We start from the raw sequence: 21,673 nt of genomic DNA, 5'->3' as shown, positions 1-21,673 counted from the left end.
CCGGTGGCTAACCGGCAGTTTTTGTTCGGGAGGGCACAGGGCTATACAGTACAGTCTTCAGCCATTCTTATAGCATTCTACAGAATATATAAGGTAGCTTCCTCCCCCAATTTAGGGGCGTCTAGGTGTTAATCCTGCACAAAGAAAAGTAGCCCGGAAGAGCTAGGCTCTTGCGGGCTACTTTGAGATGAGCTACACCCTTATCAATTCAAGGGCTCACATATGAAACCGCGGGGGGTTACTTGCCTAGCTCAGTAGCTAGGGCCTGGCGCTGAGCGTGCACTTCGGCGGGGACTCTATCCCCTAAGAATACCAGCCATTCGTCAATACCGGGCAGTTCTTCTTCCCATTCTTCGCGGCTAACGGTAAGAGCAGCGGTTAGTTCTTCCTCACTCAATTCAAGACCGGTCAGGTCCAGGTCCGCTGGTGTCGGGACAAGGCCCAAGAAGGTTTCCTGGCCACCAGCGGTGCCCTCCAAACGGTCGAAAATCCACTTGACCACGCGGCTGTTCTCACCAAATCCGGGCCAGGCGAACCCGCCATCGGGGGTGCGGCGGAACCAGTTGACGTAGTAGATCTTGGGCATGTTCTCTTGGCCGTGCTTCTTACCCAGATCAATCCAGTGCTGGATATAGTCGCCGGCGTTGTAGCCGATGAAGGGAAGCATAGCCATGGGGTCACGGCGCACAAGGCCCACCTGGCCCTTGGCGGCGGCGGTGGTTTCTGAAGAGAGGGTCACGCCACGGAAGACACCCTGCTCCCAGCTTGTGGCCTCGGAAACTAGCGGGATAGTGGTCTTGCGGCGGCCACCAAAAATCATGGCTGACAGCGGTACACCATCGGGTGCATAGTATTCTTCGGCCAGAGTGTCAGCCTGGGCGATGGGGGTGCAGAAACGTGAGTTGGGGTGAGCCGCCGGACGCCCTGAATCAGGGGTCCAGTCCTTGCCCTGCCAGTCAATCAGATGATCAGGGACCTCATCGGTCTTACCCTCCCACCACACAGAGTTGTCATCGGTGAGGGCAACATTGGTGAAGATGGTGTTACCCCGAGCAATTGCGCGCATTGCATTGGGGTTGGTGGACCAGCCGGTGCCGGGGGCGACACCAAACAGGCCTGCCTCGGGGTTCACCACGTAGGGCCTGCCATCGCGGAACTCGATCCAGGCGATGTCATCGCCAACCATCTCGGTTTTCCAGCCTTCAATGGTGGGATCCATCATGGCAAAGTTGGTCTTACCGCAGGCTGAGGGGAAGGCCGCGGATATGAACTTGCTACGCCCCTCAGGGTTGGTTACTTTGAGCACCAGCATGTGCTCTGCCATCCAACCTTCATCGCGGCCAATTGCTGAAGCGATACGGAGTGCGTAGCACTTCTTACCCAGCAGGGCATTACCACCGTAACCGGACCCATAGGACCAGATTTCACGGTCTTCGGGGAACTGCACAATGTACTTCTCGGGGTTACAGGGCCAGGGAACATCCTGCTGGCCGGGTTCAAGCGGAGCTCCCACCGAATGCAGTGCCTTCACAAAGAAAGCCTTGGTCTCGGACATCTTGGTAAGAACATCGGAACCGATAGTGGCCATAATCCGCATAGAAACAACCACATAGGCAGAGTCGGTAATTTCGACACCGAACTTAGGAGTGGTCGCATCGAGTGAACCCATCACAAAGGGAATCACGTACATGGTACGGCCCCGCATGGAACCCTTAAAGAGATCGGTCAGAGTCGCTCGCATCTGAGCTGGGTCCTGCCAGTTGTTGGTCGGCCCAGCACCATCCTGGGTCTGTGAGCAGATAAAGGTACGCTCTTCAACACGGGCCACATCATCGGGATCCGAAAAAGCAACGTAAGAGTTAGGGAACTCATGATCACTGAGCTTGCGGAGGGTACCGGCCTCAACCAGTTCAGCGGCCAGCCGGTCGTATTCTTCCTGTGAGCCATCAGCCCAGTAAATATCATGGGGCTGGGTAAGCTGAGCAACCTCAGCGACCCAAGCAAGTAATTCCTCGTAGTTGGTAGGAGCCTGTGCAATTAAATTGTCGATTGAAATGTCAGTCACTGACGCTTCCCCTTATGTATCGGTTCCCCCGGTACCTCTCTGTACCGGAAGCAGGTGCCCACCCATTTTCTGTGCCGCCGGCAGAGCGAAAACAGAAAAACGCGCCACTCATTAGCAATGAATAAACGCGTTGTGCGGTGCACTTTCACTTCATCGTGTACGTCTAGCCTACCCAGATATAGGTCTTTTGTCAGAATTAGTACAAATATTTCGCTCCGATCTTCCTCACACCCCCGTAGCAAAACCTAAAAATCATTTGGGCATGACACAATACAGCCACATCAGCCCCGGAGCGCCCCCGGTGGCCTTAACCAGGCTGAGACCAAACTGAGCAGACAGGGCACCCACCATAAGTGAGAGCAGTGTCACGCGCTTTCGATTTGCACACCTCCAAAAACCTGCGTAGAGTATTACCTGTTGCCAAGACGGGCTAGAGATAGTCAGCCAAGGCACAATGCGCCTGTAGCTCAACGGATAGAGCATCTGACTACGGATCAGAAGGTTGGGGGTTCGAATCCCTTCGGGCGCACACCAGAAACCGGCCTCCTTGTGGGGCCGGTTTTTTTATTGCGGTTACATCAAGAGGCCGCAGAACCCCATGACGGTGGGGTAGTTTTCACCACAAAAACGGGCTTGCTCTTGCCTATCCCATAAAATAGGGGAAGACAAGAAGGCCAGACGGCCTCACTGCCGCATCAGCACAGGAGAAGATATGAGCGTAAACATCACGGTCACCGATGAAAACGGTACCACCAAAGACGTGACCTGGGAGCCCCACCAGAGCATGCTCGACGCTGTCCTAGCAGCCGGCTTCCCGGTACTTGCTACCTGCGGCGGCAATGCCTCATGCGCCACCTGTCACGCCTTTATCGATCCCGAGCACTTTGCCGCATCGGGCGAACGCGAAGAAGCCGAAGAAGACCTGCTCGATATGATCGATGACATCGCCAACGAGTGCTCTCGCCTCAGCTGCCAGACGGAATACTCCCAAGGAATGGACGGGGCACACGTTACCCTGCAACCAGGAATGTAAATGGCATGAAAACCCCCAAACCCCTTATCCCCCTTGCTGCCCTGAGCCTCCTGCTGGCCCTTACCGGTTGTGGCTCCAATAAGCCGAGCCAACCAGCAGAGACTTCGGAAGGCACAAGTGCCTCCGCGGTGGCGACTTCCCAAACAACAACCTCCGCCAGCCCAAGCCCCACAGCAACGAGCTCCCCAACTCAGACAGCCGCGGCCCCGACACCCAGCGTCCCAGATAGCCCCGAACCCGTCCCTACGGGAACCGTTATCACTGTCGAACCCAGCCCCACTCCCAGCCCTGCTGATCAACCAACAGGGGCCGCAGGGCAGGCTCCCAGCTCTATGGCAGGCGTTGCCGTATGCGACTACGACCAGCTCTACATTGAGGCGGCCGTAGCCCCCGGTGGAGGTGCCGCAGGCTCACGATATATCAACCTCACCTTCACTAACACCGGCTCCGCCCCCTGCTCTATCGGCGGCTACCCCGCCGTTCACTACGTGAATTCTGCTGGCCAACAAATTGGTGCAAGCGCCGCAAACGCCACCGACTTGTCATCCTCAGGAGGGGTACTAGCCACCGGTGAGTCTCTCACCGCCATCCTGCGTGAAACACGCGCCGGACTCTACGCGGGTCGTTGCCAGAGCGTCGCGGCGACCGGCTACTCCATCCAGGCCCCCGGAGCGTCCCAGGCACTCGTGCTCAACTTTGCGTCCGAAGCCTGCTCCAATACGGACATCACCCAGCTCACGGTGGGTGCTGTAGGTGCCGCGCCCTAAGCGGTTTCTACAGGCTAAGAGGGCTATGGCTTCTGAGGACACTTCCCGGGCTCTGAGGTTTTTCTCGGAGCCAACCCGTCGCTGGTTTGGGGGGGCTTTCACAGCCCCCACTGCCGCCCAGGCCGGCGCCTGGGCGGCTATCAGCGCCGGCCGGCATGCCCTAATTGTGGCCCCCACCGGTTCCGGTAAAACGCTCTCAGCTTTCCTGTGGGCGCTAGACCGCCTGCACTTTGATCACACCGCCGCATCCAATGACACAACAAGTCCGGAACCCAGCGTGAGCGGGACCAAGGTCCTCTACATTTCACCGCTCAAAGCCCTGGGTGTGGACGTCGAACGTAACCTGCGTTCCCCACTCATCGGTATAGCCCAGACCGCCCGTTCCCTCAAGATGGAACCTCCCCAGGTTCGCGTGGGGGTACGCAGCGGGGACACCCCCGCCAAAGAACGCCGCCAGCTCATCAGCAACCCACCGGATATTCTGATTACCACACCGGAATCCCTCTTTCGGATGCTGACCTCTAAGGCCCGCTCCACGCTCACCTCGGTTCACACCGTCATCATTGACGAGGTACACGCAGTAGCAGGAACAAAACGCGGTGCCCACCTAGCGGTAACCCTAGAGAGACTAGACCAGCTCCTAGAATCCCCCGCCCAGCGCGTGGGGCTCTCTGCCACCGTAGAACCGGTAGAAACCGTTGCCCGGTTCCTGGGCGGCCCCGTCCCGGTGGAGGTTGTGCAACCACCCTCAGAAAAACAGTGGGAGCTCACCCTCTCCGTACCCGTGCCCGATATGACAGCCCTGGGCGGCCCCAACGCTTACGGTGAGATGCCAGCTGGCACACCCTGGCATCAGGGCAGCAGCACAAAAAATCGTGCCCGCGAAGCCGCTAAAAACTCAGCTACCGAGTTCAATGATGGGCTGGCGCTAGCTGACTCCCTAGCCGATGAGGGTCTGCTCCGCCCCGAGCAGGTCGATAGCGCAGCAACCCTGCCCCAAGACCTCACCTTGGCTGATGCTCTGGGCATCCGCCCACTGGCGGGCCCCGCCCTAGGTTCCCCAGAACCGGAGGAAGAAACCCCGGCTAAAGCAAGAGACAGCTACTTTGACCAGCCTCTGCCCACCGTGAGTGAGAACGGCCCCCATCAGGCTCTCTGGGAGGCGGTAGGAACCTACCCGGGCGAGCAGGGCGCCCCTAGGCACCCGCGCCAGCCCATCGAACTGACCATCCAAGAAATAGCTGAAGAAGCGGGGGCCGCAGAACAGGTAGAGGGCTCCGACGATTCCACCCCGCCCTCACCGGCATCCGGCTACCAGGCTTCTATCTGGCCCCATGTTGAAGAGCGTATTGTTGACCTAGTAGAGGCCAACCGCTCCACCATCGTGTTTGCTAACTCCCGTGGCCTGGCAGAGAAGCTAACATCACGGCTGAACGAAATCTACCTGCAACGGTGCCAGGCCCGCCAAGACCTTAGCCCTACCGGCGAGCCTTCGACGGTAACCGGGCCCAGCGGGAGCACCGAACCGCGCACCGTAGCCGATATCCTGGCCCAACAGCTGGCTCAGGCCAACCCCGCGCAGCTAGAAACAGATGACCCTAAACTCCCTTTACGCGCTACTCCTACTGCGGGCACAAGCTCACCGGCCCAGATAATGGGGGCCTCGGCAAGCGCCTCAGGTGCCCCACCCCTGCTGGCGCGTGCCCACCACGGCTCCGTCTCTAAGGACCAACGCACCCTCATTGAAGAGTCCCTGAAATCGGGCCAGCTCCGCTGTGTGGTGGCTACCAGTTCGCTCGAGCTGGGCATTGATATGGGGCAGGTTGATCTGGTAATCCAGGTGGAGGCTCCCCACTCAGTAGCGTCCGGGCTTCAACGGGTGGGCCGTGCCGGGCACCAGGTGGGCGAAGTATCGCGTGGCTACCTCTACCCCAAGCACCGGGGCGACCTACTCAACGCCACCGTCACCGTCCAGCGAATGTTAGCAGGCAAGATTGAGCCGCTGTCCATACCGGCTAATCCCCTAGATATTCTGGCCCAACAGACCGTTGCCGCCTGCGCCCTGGGGCCTATCAGCGTGGAGGCCTGGTTTGAAGCGCTCCGGGCTACTGCGCCCTTTGCTACCCTGCCCCGGGCGGCTTTTGAAGCCACCCTCGATTTGCTCTCGGGCTTTTACCCCTCCGATGAGTTCGCCGAGCTGCGCCCTCGCATCATCTGGGACCGCGTCGCGGGCACTATTGAGGGACGGCCCGGCGCTCAGCGGCTGGCAGTCACCAGCGGCGGTACAATCCCTGATCGGGGCCTTTTCCCCGTCTATATTGCCGGGGCAGAGGATTCCAAGGCGCCTAAGCGAGTGGGTGAACTCGATGAAGAAATGGTCTACGAATCCCGTGCGGGGGATGTTATCGCCCTGGGTGCCTCCTCCTGGCGGATTGAAGATATTAGTCACGACCGGGTAACCGTTACCCCGGCTCCCGGAGTGCCGGGCCGTCTGCCTTTCTGGCACGGGGATTCTCCCGGGCGACCGGCTGAGCTGGGGCGAGCACTCGGCACTTTCACCGGCGATCTGGCGCGGACCCTTGCCAAAGACCGGGCAGAGGCCCACAGGCAGGTAGGGGCGCTGGGCCTTGATGAGTGGGCCGCCGATAATCTGCTGGCCTATATCGGTGAGCAGACCCAGGCAACCGGTCGTGTGCCCTCCCATAAGCACCTGCTAGTTGAGCGTTTCCGTGATGAGCTGGGCGACTGGCGGGTTATTCTCCATTCCCCGCTAGGTATGCCGGTGCACTCCCCCTGGGCGCTGGCTGTAGGTGCCCGGGTCGAGGAAGGCTACGGTGTGAACGCATCGGCCATGGCCGCTGATGACGGTATTGTGCTGCGTATTCCCGCTATGGAAGCTGAGCCTCCGGGTGCCGAGCTCTTCCTCTTTGACCCTCAGGAGCTTGAGGATATAGTCACCGAGCGGGTAGGGAATTCTGCGCTCTTTGCCTCCCGCTTCCGGGAGAACGCCGCTAGGGCGCTACTCCTGCCCCGCAAGGACCCCGGCCGCCGTACACCCCTGTGGCAGCAGCGCCAGCGGGCCGCCCAACTCCTCGACGTTGCCCGAAAGTACCCGGCTTTCCCAATCCTGCTCGAAACCGCTCGCGAGTGCCTGCAAGATGTCTACGACCTACCCGAGCTCCTGGCCCTGCACCGGCAGATTGAGAGCAAGCAGGTCAAGGTCTCAGAAATCGAGACCGATACGCCCTCGCCCTTCGCCCGTACCCTGCTCTTTGGTTACGTCGCCCAGTTCCTCTACGAGGGTGACTCCCCTCTTGCTGAGCGCAAAGCCGCCGCGCTGGCGCTGGACCCGGCTCTGCTCGCTGAGCTCTTAGGCAAAGACGAGCTACGGGAGCTTCTGGATGCCGGGGTGATTCGTAGTACCGAAGCCCGCTTACAACGCCTTGCCCCCGGTTACCGCCTGCACGGAGTGGAGGGCGCCGCCGACCTGCTCCGGCTCTTAGGCCCTCTCACCGCCGAAGAGGCCGCCGCTAGGCTCCGTCTGCCGGGAGCTTCTCCTGATGAGGCTGCCCCCGATCCGACAATCACCCCAAGCCAGGCGCAGGAGCACCTGGAGGCCCTGGTAGCCGCCGGGCGGGCACTAAGCTTCCGCTTGCACGGGCGCAAGGTCTACGCCGCCCTGGAAGATTCCAGTCGCCTGCGCGATGCCCTGGGCGTGCCTCTGCCCATCGGGGTGCCGCTGGCCTTCCTTGAACCGGTCAAAGAACCCCTCCTTGACCTGGTAGCCCGCTACGCCCGCACCCACGCACCTTTCACCACCGCCCAGGCCGCCCACACGCTAGCTCTGGGTATCTCCGTGGTCGAGAACGCATTGCGGGCTCTGGCCGCTGACCGGCGGGTACTCTCCGGTGAGTTCCTGCCCGAAGAACTCCGGGCTGAGCTAGCCCGTGCCCGCACCGGTTCTGATGACCCCAGCTACCTGGCCGGTACCGAATGGGTAGATGCTCAGGTTTTGCGCACCCTGCGCTCGCGGTCGCTGGCGGCCCTGAGAGCCGATGTTGAGCCTGTACCACCGACAACCTACGCCAGGTTCCTGCCTTCTTGGCAGCATGTGGGCTCATGGCAAATCACAGAAACCACCGCCGCACCCGGTACCTTCGGTGTCCCGGCCCAGCCTATTGTCGCCCGCCAGGATACAAGCGCCATGCTCTCAGGCTACGACGGCCTGCTCACGGTGGTTGACCAGCTTGCGGGGGTGCGCCTACCGGCATCAGCCCTGGAATCGCTCATTATGCGGGCCAGGATTACCGACTACGCCCCGGCTCTGTTGGATTCTGCCATGAGTGCCGGTGATGTGCTGTGGACAGGGGCGGGCCAACTTACCGGGGACGACGGATGGGTTGCCCTGCACCTGGCAGAGAGCGCCCCCCTGACCCTGCCCGATGAAGGTGAGCGGCAAGAAGCCCTGGCTGCGCTGGGGCCCTTAGAAAAAACGATCTATTCGCTCCTGAGCGGTGGGCTGTTCTTCACCCAGATTCAGGCTCAACTGGCGGCTCTCACAGCTTCCCTGGGAAATCAGCCGCCCAGCGACCGCGAGACATCCGATGCCCTCTGGAACCTGGTATGGGCTGGCCTGGTTACCGGTGACACCTACGCACCGGTACGCGCCCTCCTGGCCGGCGGCTCATCAGCTCATAAGGTGGCTAGCCCACCACCCCGTGCCCGTGGCGTGGGTATGCGTAGAGGGGCCAGCAGACTGTCGTCCTCCCGGCTGGGCTTAGGAACCGGGCCTACTGTCCAGGCACCGGCCCAGGTAGCCCCCATCAACGCTGGGCGCTGGGCACGAGTTGATGCTGAACCGCTTGACCCGACCGTGGCCGCAGCAGCCCGAGCCGAACTTCTCATGGACCGCTACGGAATACTCACACGGGGTGCCGTTGCCGTTGAGGGAACGGTCGGAGGTTTTGCCGGGGTCTACCGGGTGCTATCCGCAGCCGAAGAAAAGGGGCTAGCCCGCCGAGGCTACTTTATTGAGGGGCTGGGAGCTGCCCAGTTCTCAACCTCTGCCACGGTAGATCGGCTAAGACAGGCCGACCGAGCCACCTCAGATCCGCTGCCTGCTCAGCATATTAAGCACAGTGCCGCCCCTGAGGCTACCTACTCACCGGTTCGGACCACTCAGCGTGCTGTCACGCTCCTAGCGGCAACCGACCCGGCTAATCCTTACGGGGCGGCCCTCCCCTGGCCTACACCCACCCCCTGGGATGCTAACCGCACCCCGCTTAAACACAAGCCGGGGCGCAAAGCCGGTGCCTGCCTCGTCCTGGTAGACGGTACCCCGGTGCTCTACTTAGAACGCGGCGGCAAAACTCTCTTACCCTTTACCGAGGACCCGGTGCTTGTTGAAGTGGCGACCCCGCTTCTAGGCCAGCTGGTGCGCCTGGGCGTAGCCGACAAGATTGTGATTGAAAGCGCCGGTGGTATTGAGCTACTCAGCACACCCGAGCCTTTGACTCCAGCGGCAAAGGCTCAGCCAGCTAGCGCCGCCGATTCCGCGGCTGAACACCCGGTGCAGGCTCTCCGGCGAGCACTTCTAGCAGCTGGCTTCTACACCACCCCACGCGGTGTCCGTATGCGGAAAGACTACTAAACTACAGGACCTCCGAACCCGCTCAAAGGGCGTAAAAATGGCCCTGCTGTTAGGGGGCAGGAAGGCCATTATGCAAACAGGTACATTAAGCTACATGCTCAGTCTTTGGTCGAAATCATGGTAGCCTGCACGAAACTCTCGTACGCTACGAATAAGGTGCACATAGAGAGCGCCGAGTGACATCACCAGCATCATAGCCAGAACAAGCATGAAAAGTAGGTACACCGCTTTGACCTCCATCTAGGGGACAGGCGGTAGGGGCCGCCTGGGGGCGGGTAGACTCAAGCAAAATAGCAGGAGTGCACCCTTTTGCATAAGGTAAGGGGACATGTCCGAAGCATCGATTGTGAGACTTTGAACACAGAAAACTATACACCGCTTTCTATTGTGGCTTGCAACTCTACAGTTTTTCTATCTTTCATGTCAGCTGACCCTGAGGGTGAGGCCGGTGGTAGCTACCGTAGAATGAGGCAAATTTTGGTGCGACAAGAAAGGTAAAACCGTGCCCGAGGGAGACACCGTATGGAGGCAAGCCCGGTCCCTCCACCGCGCACTTGCCCACAGAATAGCCCACACGACAGACTTTCGAGTTCCCTCATCTGCTGGCATCAACCTCAGCGGTCAACCTATCCACGGCGCGCTCGCACGCGGCAAAAATATCCTGCTACGCATCGGCGATACTACCGTCCATTCGCACCTCAAAATGGAAGGTATCTGGCACATTTACGGAACGGGACTCGATGGCCGCTCCGACCCCTGGAAACGACCCGCAACCGCCGCCCGAGCCATCATCCAGGCTAACGCCCGTTTAAACCCCGACGGAACACCTCTTGAGGGGAGTAGGCCTATCACGGCGGTCGGCTTCAACCTCGGTGTCCTGGAAGTTTTCCCCACCAGCCAAGAGCAAAGCAGGCTCTCCCACCTGGGTCCGGACATTCTGGGGCCTGACTGGTCGCTATCTCAGGCTGTAGCACGCTTGTCCAGCCAACCCGACCGCGCCATCGGGCCAGCCCTACTCGACCAAAGGAACCTAGCGGGGATAGGCACCATTTACCGGGCTGAAACCCTCTTTCTTGCCGGGATTGACCCGAGCACCCCGATCGGCGCAATCCCTGACCTGGCCGGGCTCGTCTCTATCGCCCACCTGCTCCTTGATGCTAACCGGGCCAGGCCCCACCGGGTCACCCGTACCACTACCGAACCCCTATGGTGCTACGGGCGGGTAGGACGCCCCTGCTACCGCTGCGGTGCAACCATCGTAGGAGAAGACCTCTCAGATACTGGCGTGGGGGCTAGCCGCTATACACCCGGCCACCTGATCGCCCGTCCCGAGGACATAGACCGCCTGAGCTACCGGTGCCCCGGCTGCCAAATACTTTTGAGCTAAGGCAGGCGATCACTGGCGGGGCATATTCACGCAAGTACTCCCGCACATAAGGAATAGTAAAATCTACATACCCGTGGCAAGGCCAGCTCATAGCTCATGAGTCGGGACCTATAGGTATTCGCCTACTGAGGAGTGCCCCCAACCACGCTCTAAAGCTAAATCCTTATAAGCCTTAAGTAGAACTGTCTTACCTGCCCTTGGGGCTCCGGTCATGAGTAAAGTGCGTGCCGGTTCAACCAATACCGTCTTTGGTAGCTTCAGCGAGATCAACAAGTAGCTGACCACACCCAACCAACAGCGGCGGTGTGACACCGAATGTAGGAGTAAAGGGGGTGCGACCTATGGTTGTTTCCTCATCCTTTTATTATTCCTTCTTATTCTTTCGTATTTTGGGTAGAGATTTTGCAAGGTCTCATCCGGTTCACGCTCCTGGAATAATAGGGGGCATGCGCCGAGTCAACCGCCACCTCACGCCCCAGCCCCTACCCCAACGCAAGGGCATCGATGCTGTCTCCTTCACCCTGCCCGATGCTAGCGACCCCACAGATAATGTTCTAGGCACCAGCACCGTCTTGGACTACCTGGTGGCCCGTTTCTACCCCCACCAGTACGAGCTTTTTGCCAGCCGTTTTGAGCGCAAGGAAGTGAGGGACGCTCAGGGCAACCCGGTAGCCCCCACCGCACCACTGACCGGCCAGAAAATCTGGTACTACCGGGAGCTAGGCCAAGAAAAGCCCGTCCCCTTCGACATGCCTGTGCTCTATGAGGACGAGTGGGTGCTGGCTATCGATAAACCCCACTTTCTGCCCACCACACCCAACGGCTCCTTTGTCGCGCACACGGCCCTGACCCAACTGCGGGTACGCGAGAACAACCCGGCCCTCATACCCATCCACCGCCTGGACCGAGCCACCGCCGGAGTGGTCCTCTTTGCCAAAGTGCCAGAGGCCCGAGCCCCTTTCCAAACCATGTTCCAGCGGCGTGAACCCACCAAAACCTATGAGGCCATCGCAGCACCGCTGAGCACCGGGGGCACAGAGCTGGCCCCGGGGGAAAGTCTGACGGTTCGCTCGCGAATTGAGAACGCCCACGGCTCCTTGCAGGTAGCCCAAACCGATATAGAGTTTTTAGCTGGTGACGCCCCGGCCCTGCCCCTTGAAACCAAGGCTCAGTTGAGGGAGCGGCGGCGCTCTGGTGCCGGTTTTTCTGGGCAGAATGCCCAGTCCCGCATCACCTGTCTAGAGACCTTCGAGCTTGCACCGGGCCTTTTACCCGACGCCTCCACAGCTAATCCAGCTTTGCCGCTACCGGCACCGGGCAGACGCCTAACCCGCTATCTTTTGGAGCCCCACACCGGCAAGACCCACCAGCTGCGTGTGCACCTTGCGGCAACGGGGGCACCGATTCTGGGGGACGTTGTTTACCCCGAGGTCCTCCCTATCGCTGAGGACGAGCCGGCCCTGCCCCTCCAGCTTCTGGCCCGGTCGCTGAGCTTCCCCCACCCCGTAACCGGCCAGGCGGTGCTGGTGAAGAGCCAGAGGCAGCTGACCTTAGCCCCAGGCCCCAGCGGGGCTCCCTAAGCCCGTGCTGTGGCCCAAACCTTCACATGTGCGTTCAAAGAACCCTCCCATGAAGGTTTAGCGCACATGAGAAGACGGACCGCCTCAACCAGGCTCACCCCCAGAAAAGAAGCCCGGTTGCACACCACCATGAATGGCCGCCGGAAAAACCGCCCGCCAAAGACCCGCATGAGGTACTTGCCCTTGCTTACATGCACCTACCGGTGGGTAAACTAACAGACAGTACCATCAATTCGCCCCAGCCTCCCGCGAAAGGCAACTATGTGCCCCAGACACTCAAACACCTCCCCTGACCAGCTCAATACCCTGGCCGCCGAGCACTGTTTGACCCTGGCCAACCGAGCAGACACCGCACGCCACTCTATACTCCGACTCTTTGGGTCCAAGGCTGCGGCACTCCCCGGAACGCTCATTGGGCGCGTAGCCCACCCCGATACCCGCCCCCGCCGCCAGCGGGCAAGGGAATGGCACTACTGGTGGCAGGCCCACCTCATGGATGCGCTGGTAGATACCGGTTTCCGCCAGCAGGCCGCGGGGCAAGGAGACGAAGCCCAGGAGGCTCTCAAACAGGCCCGGGCTCTTCTACGCGGTATCCAGGTACGCAACTACGGCTCCTACCCCAATGACTTCTACGATGACATGGCCTGGCTGACCTTGGCCTGTGAGCGTCTCAACCGGCTAGCTCTGGCGGTGGAGGGTGACGGTGACAGCGCTGCTCAGGACGCTGGTCAACGCCTCTACCGGGAGCTGACCTCAGCCTGCACCGCTGAGGTGGGCGGTGGGGCTTTTTGGTCTAAGGATCACGACTTTAAGAACACCCCTGCTACCGCTCCTATAGCGCTGGCCTTTGCCCGCGCTCACCGGTACAAGGAAGCCGCAGATTTGCTGAACTGGTTGCAAGCTCACCTTTTGGACCCCGAAAGCGGTCTTTACCTGGACGGTGTCAAAGTTACCGGTAGCGGTGAACAGGCAGGCATCTCCTCGGTTGAGCGAGGTCTCTACACCTACAACCAGGGCCCGGTTTTGGGCGCTTATCTGGCCTTACTCGATGCCGGGGCTACAGACCGGCTAGTTCTTGACCCGGTCACCCATATCGCCGAGCTGGTTGACTCTGTTGACCGTACGTTCGGCCTTGATTTTGAGGTTTCCAGCACCGAGAGCCTGCGCCTACTCCGCACCCAGGGTGGTGGTGACGGCGGACTCTTTACCGGGATCCTCGTGCGCTACCTAGCCGATGTGGCTCTGCATAGCGCCCTGCCCGAGGCTACCTGCGCCACAGCGCGGGGGCTTGTTCTGGCAACCGCTGAGGTCTTGTGGGACGGCCGGCGCGAGTTTGACCCCGATCTGCCCATGAGCGAGCCGGGCATTGACCCCACCGAGATTCGTGGGCAGGCCGTTGCGCTTTTCTCCCCCCATGTTGAACGCCATATCTCCGATCTGCTCAAGCCCGGTCAGCCGGTGGATCTTTCCACCCAGATTCAGGCCTGGACTATCATAGAAGCAGCACAAAGAGTTTTTGCCTCAGACTAGATTCAAAGGAGTAGCCCATGGCTCGGCTTTCACCCTACCTTCTGACAACTTCAGCTACCTGTGCCTGTGCGGTTGCTGGTTCGCTAGCCTCAGACCCCGACAGTAGCTACTACAAGAACCTCACTAAACCAGCCTGGAACCCGCCCAACTGGGTTTTTCCGCTTGCCTGGACATCGCTCTACGCCTGCATAGCTGGGACCAGTGGCTACACCCTGGCCCGTTTAAAGCAAGACGGTAACACTGAAGAGGCAGGGCGCTACTCAGCAGCCTTGGCAACCAATCTGGCGCTCAATGCTTCCTGGAGCTATACATTCTTCCGGTCGCACCGTTTAGGTTTAGCAACTGCGCACGCAGGTGTCTTGGCCCTTAGTTCTGCTGATCTGGTGCGGCGGACTGCCCGGATCAGTAAATCCGCTGGCGCCCTTCTGGCCCCCTACGCGGGCTGGACCGCTTTTGCTACGGCTCTTTCAGGTAGCATCTGGTGGCTTAATAACAAGAACTAGCGGTTGGTCCATACTGCTCTGCCCCCGGGGGTGCAAGAGGCAGGAGGGTTTCCGACCCGATGAGCCCATTGGCTAGTCTGGTCTCATGACTTTTTGGACTGGCTTTCTCAACCGGGCGCAAGCCCGCCCACTCCAGGCTGTGGAAAGGCTCTAGTAGACTAGGGCTTGTGCTCAATACCGAATTTTCTGATCCCGGCTTCTCCTTTGAGCTGGGTAACCGCCTGACCGAAACAGCCGCCCCCTCCGCTGCCCACCGCACCGCAAACGGTGGGGACTTCCAGGGGCGCACCGGCATCATTCACACGCCTCACGGCGACATTGCCACCCCCGCCTTTACGCCCGTGGGCACCAAGGCAACCGTCAAAGCAGTCTTGCCCGAAGCCATGAAAGAGCTCGGCTCCCAGGCCCTGCTGGCTAATGCCTACCATCTCTATCTCCAGCCCGGCCCCGATGTGCTCGACGCCGCAGGCGGTCTGGGCAAGTTCATGAACTGGGACGGCCCTACTTTAACCGACTCCGGCGGTTTTCAGGTCATGAGCTTGGGCTCTGGCTTTAAGAAAGTCATCGATATGGGCACGGTCGCCGGTGCTGTGGGTGCCGATGGGCGGCCCATCGGTGATGACGACGTAGCCGCCGGCAAAGAACGTATGGCCCATGTGGACGATGACGGAGTTAACTTCAAGTCCCACATCAACGGGGACATGCACCGTTTTACCCCCGAGGTATCCATGCAGGTTCAGCACAAGATTGGTGCTGATATTATGTTCGCTTTCGACGAGTTGACCACGCTTTACAATTCTCGTGCCTACCAGGAAGAGGCCCTGGAACGCACACGGCTGTGGGCTCTGCGCTGTATTGCTGAGCACCAGCGACTGACCGCTGAGCGGGTGGGCAAGCCCTACCAGGCTCTCTTTGGGGTCATTCAGGGCGCCCAATACGAGGATCTACGCCGCAAGGCCTGCCGCGATTTGGGGGCCATGCCCTTTGACGGTTTCGGCTTGGGCGGCGCCCTGGAAAAAGAAAACCTGGGCACCATTGTGCGCTGGTGCACCGAGGAACTTCCCGAAAATAAGCCCCGCCACCTGCTAGGTATCTCAGAACCGGACGATATTTTTGTGGGTATCGAGAACGGGGTAGATACCTTCGACTGTGTCTCACCCACCCGCGTTGCCCGCAACGCCGCCGTCTACACCCCCAATGGTCGCTTTAACCTGACCAATGCCCGCTTCAAGATGGACTTCAACCCCATCTTTGAGGGCTGTGACTGCTACACCTGTACCCACTACACCAGGGCCTACCTGCACCACCTCTTTAAGGCTGACGAGCGTCTTTCAGCCACGCTAGCTTCCATTCACAACGAGCGGTTTATCGTCAAGATGGTCGATGATGCCCGCCAGGCCATTGACGACGGTAGCTACTTTGACTATCGAGATCACTTCCTGGGGAAGTATTACGCCAAGAAGGTGGCCCAACAGGTAGAGCAGGAGGCCGCGCGGGCGCTTAGGGCTGAGCGAGAGGCTAAGAAAGCTGCCGCGGCTCAGGCCCGTTGGGAAGCCAATATGAAAGCCAAGGCAGAGGCCGAGGCCCGCCGCGCGGCACAGGCCGCTCTTGCCACGCAAGCTGACGAACACAATGCCACAGAGACCAAGGCCAAGCAGGAGGGCTAACCATGCAGGATTTCACGCTCGAAGACCTCACACCTGAGGAAACCATTACCTACCGGCACGAGTTTGCCGCCAGCCCCGAACAGCTCTACGAGGCCTTCACCAATCCGGCTCTGTTTGTGCGCTGGTTTGGCCCCAAGGACTGGAAAATTATTCCCAGCACCCTGACCCTGGAGCCGGTCATTGGCGGGCGTAAGCAGTTCGTCATGCGCCACCGCCAGCAGAAGACTTTCCAGGCTCCTATGTACATGCGTTTTATTACTATGCAGGAGCCGCATCTGCTGGAGTACCGCGAAGCTCTACCGACTCCCCAGGGTCAACCCAGCGACACTCTCATCGGTCTGCGTCTTGAGTTTGAGGCGGGTACCGCTGTGACCGAAGACGGCGTGGGCCAAGGAACTATCCTCAAGCTCACCCAGGGGCCCCTCCCCCAGGGCGTGCACCAGCAGACCCTGGACTCCTGGAAGGGTTCCTTTGAGTCTCTAGCCGCTCTGCTGGCCGCCCGCTAGGTTCCAGAGCAAGCGAGTGTAAGGGGAATGTACCCAAGGCAGTAGATTTTATACAGCCTTGGGCGCACTCCCCCTCATTTTATGCGCGGATATGCCCGCTTGGAGGCACCCGGTCAGGCCATCAGCTTTTGGCGCTGTTCGGCGCTCAGCCGCATGAGTGAGCCGGTGGCTGTGCTGTAGAAAGCTAAAGTAGTGGTGGCAGAAACGCAGTGGGTGCCCTCTAGAGGGTCGTAAAGCTCGTAGGCCAGGGTAAAGGAGGCCGGGCTGACCTTACTGACGTGTACCTTGGCGGTCACGGGCATGCCCCGGTAAGCCAGGGGGCTGCGGTACTTGATGTGGTTCTCAGCTACCAGGGCCTTGGTACCCTCGGGTAAGTCAGCAAAGAGCGGTAGCACCGGTTGATGATTTCCCGCTTGCCCCGATGAGGGCGGGCACCCCAAGAGAGCCACACGGGCTTCCTCAAGGATCTGCACGATAGTCACATTGTTGACGTGCCCGTAGGCATCCATGTCTCCCCAGCGGAGCGGAATCTCAAAAGTGTAGGTAGTGCTCATACCTTTTACTGTACCCAGGTCACGGTAAAAAACCTGCCCCGCTACCGGTCACTGCCTTGAGGAGTCACCTATCTTCTTAGGGAACCGGTGAGCATCAGTGGGGCACCCGACAGCAACCGGTTAGTCTCTGGGCGGTCTTAGTCCTGGGAATTTGCTGCCACGGCGGCATCCGCTTCGGCAAAGGCATCTTCAAAGCCGGTGTGAACGCGCTTAACCACGCCAAAGTAAACCATGGTCAGGATGAAGAAATAGGTAACACCGATGCTTGCAGGTGCTGCGTTTCCGGTGCGGGCAAAGAGGGCCGCCCAGATGGCGAGCAGGAGCAAGATACCGGCCCCGGCAGTGACCCTGCCACCCCACATGCGGAAGGCTGAGGAGTTACCCTCAACGCCCTTGAAGGCAATGTAGGCCAGAAGAATCAGTACCCATACGGTCAGGGCGCAGACCATGGTCAGCGTCATCATCAGGCCAAAGGCCTGCCCCGGCTGGAAGACCGCAAGCAGGATTGCCAGGAGCACCCCGGAGGTTGAGGCCCACATGGCGGGAACGGGAATACCCTGGGCGCTCACTCTGGCCAGCTGGCGGGGCGCCATCTTTTCAGTGGCCAGTGAGTGGAGCAGGCGGGTGCCCGCGTAGAGGTTGGCGTTAGCGGCAGAGAGCGCGGCCACTAGAATCACGAAGTTAGTGATACTGGCAATTGCGGGTACCCCGATTTCGGAGAAGACCAGCACAAAGGGTGAGGCTTCTACCGAACCGTCCAGTTGGGCCGCTGATTGCCAGGGGATAATCGATACCACGATAAAAAGTGAGATCACATAGATGGTGGAAAGCCGCCAGATATTGGCCTTGGTGGAGGCCCGCACCGAGCGAACCGGGTCTTTGGCCTCTGCCGCGGAGATAGAGAGCATCTCGATGCCGCCGAAAGAGAACATCACAACTGCCAGGGATAGCCATATACCGTGGAAGCCAGTAGGCATAAACCCGCCGTCATTGGTCAGGTTAGCTATACCAGTTGCGGGGTGGTTAGGGGCGCCGACAAAGATGAGGGCTAGACCTATCAGGACGAAGAGGAGCAGGGCAATGACCTTGATGGAGGAGAGGAAAAACTCCATGGTGCCAAAGTAGCGCACGCTGCGCACATTCAGGGCGATAATGACCAGCCCGAAGAAGGCGACCCCCGCCCACAGGGGCAGGGCGGGCCACCAGTACTGGAGGTAGGTGCCCACAGCGACCAGCTCAATACCGGTAATGACGGCGGTAACCGTCCAGTAGGCCCAACGGGTTAGGTAGCCCGCGTAAGAGCCCAGGTAGCGCCCAGCAATGGAGCCGAAGCCGCCACGCACGGGGTAACGCACCGCCATTTCACCAGTGGCGGCGGCGATAATGGCGGCCACCAGTGAGCCGATGGCGTAGGCCAGGATAACGGCGGGCCCGGCCAGGCTAATAGCTCCACTGGATCCCAGAAAAAGACCGGTGCCCAGGGCAGAGCCCAGCACAATCATGGTCATTTGGTGGTGAGTTAGTGAACGTTTGAGGTTGTGTGTCTTACCCGCGTCGGCTTGCTGTGCCACAGTAAATGGACCTATCCCTGTTAGAGCTTGTGTGTCTATTGATGTGATTCTACGGCAGAACGCTGGTTCTAGCTCCCAACCTGGGGTCGGGGCTAGAACCAGCGTCCTCATATCTTATGTGACTATGGAGGGAACTAGGGGCGTTTCTCGGTCACCGGCAGCTGGGTAGTAACGGCCCGTGCATCCTCAAAGGCATCGTCTGAGGAGCGGACGTTCTTCTTGACCCCGGCAAAGTAGGTGAGGGTGACAAGGGCGAAGAAGGAGAGGCCCACCAGGACGGAGGTCAGCATGGATTTATCGACAAAGAACATGGCGATGAAGGTGGCGACGATACCGGTGAGTCCCAGGGCTGCGGTGGCGGCCCCGCCAAAGACCTGGAAGGGGGCTGGGTCTTTTTCGCTCTTCTTATAGGCAATGTAGGAGAGCAAGATCATAGACCATACAACGAGAACGCTGACGGTCACCAGGGCCATCATGTAACCGAAGATGTTACCGACACCGGAAATCGCCATAATCATAGCTACCACGGCCCCAGCGGATGAGGCTGTGAGGGCTAGAACGGGGCTGCCCTGGCCGCTGGTTCGGGCTAGAACTCGTGGGGCCATGCCTTCGTGCCCCAGGGAGTGCAGTAGCCGGGTGGCAGCGTAGAGGGCTGCATTAGCACCAGAAAGCGCTGCGGTGAGCAGGATGAAGTTGGTGATACCACCAACATAGGGGATACCTAGTTCGCTAAAGACGGTTACAAAGGGGGAGCCCTCAATTTCTTTGCCGAGCTCAGATGCGTTCCGCCAGGGGATGATTGCCACGATCACCAGGAGGGAGAGCACGTAGAAAGTGGCTAGTCGCCACATCATGGCCTTAGCTGATGAGCGGACTGAGCGGACCGGGTCTTTGGCTTCTGCCGCGGAGATGGAGATCAGTTCAATACCGCCGAAGGAGAACATGACTATGGCCAGGGCTAGCCAGATGGAGGCCGGGCCGTTGGGGATGAAGCCGCCATCATTGGTCAGGTTGGCGGTGCCTACGGCCTCTTGGCCTGGTAGTCCAAAGAAGACCAGGGCTAGGCCAAAGATGATGAAGAGGATCACGGCAGTGACTTTGATGGAGGAGAGGAAGAATTCCACGACACCAAAGGATTTGACGCTGGTCAGGTTGAGGGCAAAGATAGCGCCACCGGCGATGAGCACCCAGATCCAGAGGGGGGCTTGGGGGTACCAGTAGGCCATGTATTTGCCTACGGCAACGACTTCCGCGCCGGCCAGGGTGACGGTGGTCATCCAGTAGGCCCAGCGGGTTAGGTAGCCGGCGTAGGGGCCCAGGAATTTACCGGCGATGGTACCGAAGCCACCGCGCACGGGGTAACGCACCGCCATTTCTCCGGCGCAGGCGCCGATGATAGCGGCTATGAGCGAGCCGATAGCGTAGGAGATGATGACGGCGGGCCCAGCGATAGCTATGGCTGGGCCGGAGCCTAGAAAGAGGCCTGTACCTACGGCCAGGCCCAGGGCGATCATGGTCAGTTGGCCGTGTGAGAGTGAGCGGCTGAGTTGGCCGTTTGAGGCTTGGTCTGCGTGAGAATGTGCCACGGTTATCCCCTCCCCTTCTTGTCAGTATGTGGTGTATGTAATGAACCGCAAGTTTACACAGGTTTCCCCTGCAAAAACGTGCCTTACTGAAAGACCATTATGCAATGAGATGCAGCTCACCCTCTTGGTTGTTAGTGCAAGCTCTTGGGCGATGAGAACCGAGTGACTAGCCATGTAATTATATTGAGCATCTACAGAAGTAGAGGTTATTAGCCGACCAGACAGACTGGACAGCAACTATTGAAAGTTAAGCAACCTGTAACTCTTATCAGCACAACCAACACAGTTACTCACATATGAAATACCCCTTCCTGATGAATGCACACCCCCATTGAAAAAATTATTGAATCGATATCATCAATAACTCTTGCCGCGTACAGAGCGAATCAGTACGTTAAGAACTAAATAATCCTTTTGATCCCCAAGTTCATCCAAAGACGGTTGACCAAGCCACTCAAAGGAGTACCCCGTGAAATTCATATACCATAAACAACTTTTTGCAACTTTTACTGCTTTACCATGGGTTTCACGCCTGCCTCTTGCCCGGGCTTCCCCCGCCCCCCATTTTCGACTCTCTAATATCACCAGAACAACTTCTAGTGTCATTGTAGAAAGTATTGGCCACGATACCGATTGGCGTTATAGATCCGCTATTTGGTGGTTAAAGGCGGGCAGCACCACCTCCAGCTCAAATAGGCAAGAACGCACTCTCTACCAGCAAAATGTGGCGTTTCCCTGCAAGAATAAAAACAGCACAGTGTGGGCTGGTACTACCGCAGGGACAATCGTGCATCAGGGAAAGACCTACTATGCACGTCTACACCCATCTGGTTATTTGTATGTATATTAATTTTTTCCTTGTTCTCTCTTCTCATATCGTTAATTCCATGTCATTATTGATACATGCGTTCGATTCAGGTCTTGTTTAAGTGAAGAAAGTGGGTGAAAATTTCAGTATGGAATTTCACTACTGATTGAGGAGGCGCTGATGCGCAGAAATCACCCGAAAGTCATCGTCCAGAACAACAAGGAAGCCTTCGCTTTCCTCAACGATGTTGTAACCCTTGCTTGGCAGAACACCAACCTCCACCACCTCGCCTCGCCCCTGGCCCGAGACTCTAACCGAGTTGTGATGACGCTTGTACGGCAGGATATTAACGAGCAGCTGGCAGCCGGCACATTCAAGAGACGTAAGGCTGAGGCTTTAGGTATCAAGGTAGTCAATAGCCCGACTGATAAAGAGAAGTTCTAGTTTACCATCGAGGGTGTCCCGG

The 21,673-nt window shown here is 59.1% G+C and carries 15 protein-coding genes and 1 tRNA gene; 11 read left to right on the top strand and 5 right to left on the bottom strand.

Annotated features, from left to right (window positions below):
• Positions 1–238 precede the first annotated feature (238 nt).
• A complete protein-coding gene (locus tag ACN080_RS02880; protein ID WP_419113001.1) occupies positions 239–2,065 on the bottom strand; it encodes a phosphoenolpyruvate carboxykinase (GTP) in 1,827 nt (608 codons plus the stop codon).
• Between the two features lie 456 nt (positions 2,066–2,521).
• Here ACN080_RS02880 and ACN080_RS02875 point away from each other — a divergent pair.
• The 4 genes from ACN080_RS02875 to ACN080_RS02860 all read left to right on the top strand — a co-directional run bounded on the left by ACN080_RS02875 (position 2,522) and on the right by ACN080_RS02860 (position 9,515).
• Positions 2,522–2,594: transfer RNA gene (locus ACN080_RS02875), tRNA-Arg, on the top strand.
• Between the two features lie 183 nt (positions 2,595–2,777).
• Positions 2,778–3,098: a 2Fe-2S iron-sulfur cluster-binding protein gene (locus ACN080_RS02870; protein WP_419100399.1), complete on the top strand. Its 321-nt coding sequence runs from the start codon at positions 2,778–2,780 to the stop codon at positions 3,096–3,098.
• A gap of 5 nt (positions 3,099–3,103) precedes the next feature.
• Positions 3,104–3,865, top strand: a complete 762-nt coding sequence (locus ACN080_RS02865) for a DUF4232 domain-containing protein (protein ID WP_419113000.1) — start codon at positions 3,104–3,106, stop codon at positions 3,863–3,865.
• A gap of 25 nt (positions 3,866–3,890) precedes the next feature.
• Positions 3,891–9,515, top strand: a complete 5,625-nt coding sequence (locus ACN080_RS02860) for a DEAD/DEAH box helicase (protein WP_419112999.1) — start codon at positions 3,891–3,893, stop codon at positions 9,513–9,515.
• Between the two features lie 90 nt (positions 9,516–9,605).
• On the opposite strand, the gene ACN080_RS02855 is transcribed toward ACN080_RS02860, so the two are convergent.
• Complete coding sequence (locus ACN080_RS02855; RefSeq protein WP_419100396.1) at positions 9,606–9,740, bottom strand: hypothetical protein; 135 nt, start codon at positions 9,738–9,740, stop codon at positions 9,606–9,608.
• 277 nt (positions 9,741–10,017) lie between these two features.
• Between ACN080_RS02855 and ACN080_RS02850 the strand changes: the two genes are divergently transcribed.
• The 6 genes from ACN080_RS02850 (at position 10,018) to ACN080_RS02825 (ending at position 16,688) form a co-directional block, all read left to right on the top strand.
• Entirely contained in the window at positions 10,018–10,902 is an 885-nt protein-coding gene (locus tag ACN080_RS02850) for a DNA-formamidopyrimidine glycosylase family protein (RefSeq protein ID WP_419112998.1), read from the top strand.
• Between the two features lie 446 nt (positions 10,903–11,348).
• Positions 11,349–12,482 (top strand): pseudouridine synthase, encoded by a 1,134-nt coding sequence (locus ACN080_RS02845; RefSeq protein ID WP_419112997.1) that lies wholly within the window; start codon positions 11,349–11,351, stop codon positions 12,480–12,482.
• A gap of 261 nt (positions 12,483–12,743) precedes the next feature.
• Positions 12,744–14,012, top strand: coding sequence for a glycoside hydrolase family 76 protein (locus ACN080_RS02840; RefSeq protein ID WP_419112996.1), 1,269 nt, complete (start codon positions 12,744–12,746; stop codon positions 14,010–14,012).
• Positions 14,013–14,029: 17 nt separating this feature from the next.
• Positions 14,030–14,515, top strand: a complete 486-nt coding sequence (locus ACN080_RS02835; protein WP_419112995.1) for a TspO/MBR family protein — start codon at positions 14,030–14,032, stop codon at positions 14,513–14,515.
• Between the two features lie 167 nt (positions 14,516–14,682).
• Positions 14,683–16,182: a tRNA guanosine(34) transglycosylase Tgt gene (gene tgt / locus ACN080_RS02830; protein WP_419112994.1), complete on the top strand. Its 1,500-nt coding sequence runs from the start codon at positions 14,683–14,685 to the stop codon at positions 16,180–16,182.
• A gap of 2 nt (positions 16,183–16,184) precedes the next feature.
• Entirely contained in the window at positions 16,185–16,688 is a 504-nt protein-coding gene (locus ACN080_RS02825; protein WP_419100390.1) for an SRPBCC family protein, read from the top strand.
• A 113-nt stretch (positions 16,689–16,801) separates the two neighbouring features.
• On the opposite strand, the gene ACN080_RS02820 is transcribed toward ACN080_RS02825, so the two are convergent.
• The 3 genes from ACN080_RS02820 to ACN080_RS02810 form a co-directional block, all read right to left on the bottom strand.
• Positions 16,802–17,242, bottom strand: coding sequence for an acyl-CoA thioesterase (locus tag ACN080_RS02820; protein ID WP_419112993.1), 441 nt, complete (start codon positions 17,240–17,242; stop codon positions 16,802–16,804).
• Between the two features lie 137 nt (positions 17,243–17,379).
• On the bottom strand, positions 17,380–18,750 hold the full coding sequence (locus ACN080_RS02815; RefSeq protein WP_419100440.1) for an amino acid permease: 1,371 nt from the start codon (positions 18,748–18,750) through the stop codon (positions 17,380–17,382).
• 197 nt (positions 18,751–18,947) lie between these two features.
• Positions 18,948–20,405 carry an amino acid permease gene (locus ACN080_RS02810; protein WP_419112432.1) on the bottom strand — a complete coding sequence of 486 codons (1,458 nt, stop codon included), beginning with the start codon at positions 20,403–20,405 and terminating at the stop codon, positions 18,948–18,950.
• Positions 20,406–21,387: 982 nt separating this feature from the next.
• Between ACN080_RS02810 and ACN080_RS02805 the strand changes: the two genes are divergently transcribed.
• Positions 21,388–21,651, top strand: coding sequence for a hypothetical protein (locus ACN080_RS02805; protein WP_419112992.1), 264 nt, complete (start codon positions 21,388–21,390; stop codon positions 21,649–21,651).
• Positions 21,652–21,673: the final 22 nt, after the last annotated feature.

The sequence above is a fragment of the Rothia sp. CCM 9416 genome (assembly GCF_048513535.1).
Lineage (GTDB): Bacteria > Actinomycetota > Actinomycetes > Actinomycetales > Micrococcaceae > Rothia.
Note: the sequence above shows the minus strand (reverse complement) of the source record. Positions and strands in the feature narration are given on the sequence as shown.

What these genes read in the sequence shown, in the direction of transcription:
- ACN080_RS02840 (WP_419112996.1), top strand. Translation starts at nt 12,744, where the DNA reads ATGTGCCCCAGACACTCAAACACCTCCCCTGACCAGCTCAATACCCTG.
- ACN080_RS02805 (WP_419112992.1), top strand. Translation starts at nt 21,388, where the DNA reads ATGCGCAGAAATCACCCGAAAGTCATCGTCCAGAACAACAAGGAAGCC.
- ACN080_RS02860 (WP_419112999.1), top strand. Translation starts at nt 3,891, where the DNA reads ATGGCTTCTGAGGACACTTCCCGGGCTCTGAGGTTTTTCTCGGAGCCA.
- ACN080_RS02870 (WP_419100399.1), top strand. Translation starts at nt 2,778, where the DNA reads ATGAGCGTAAACATCACGGTCACCGATGAAAACGGTACCACCAAAGAC.
- ACN080_RS02815 (WP_419100440.1), bottom strand. Translation starts at nt 18,750, where the DNA reads ATGACCATGATTGTGCTGGGCTCTGCCCTGGGCACCGGTCTTTTTCTG.
- ACN080_RS02835 (WP_419112995.1), top strand. Translation starts at nt 14,030, where the DNA reads ATGGCTCGGCTTTCACCCTACCTTCTGACAACTTCAGCTACCTGTGCC.
- ACN080_RS02820 (WP_419112993.1), bottom strand. Translation starts at nt 17,242, where the DNA reads ATGAGCACTACCTACACTTTTGAGATTCCGCTCCGCTGGGGAGACATG.
- ACN080_RS02865 (WP_419113000.1), top strand. Translation starts at nt 3,104, where the DNA reads ATGAAAACCCCCAAACCCCTTATCCCCCTTGCTGCCCTGAGCCTCCTG.
- ACN080_RS02825 (WP_419100390.1), top strand. Translation starts at nt 16,185, where the DNA reads ATGCAGGATTTCACGCTCGAAGACCTCACACCTGAGGAAACCATTACC.
- ACN080_RS02845 (WP_419112997.1), top strand. Translation starts at nt 11,349, where the DNA reads ATGCGCCGAGTCAACCGCCACCTCACGCCCCAGCCCCTACCCCAACGC.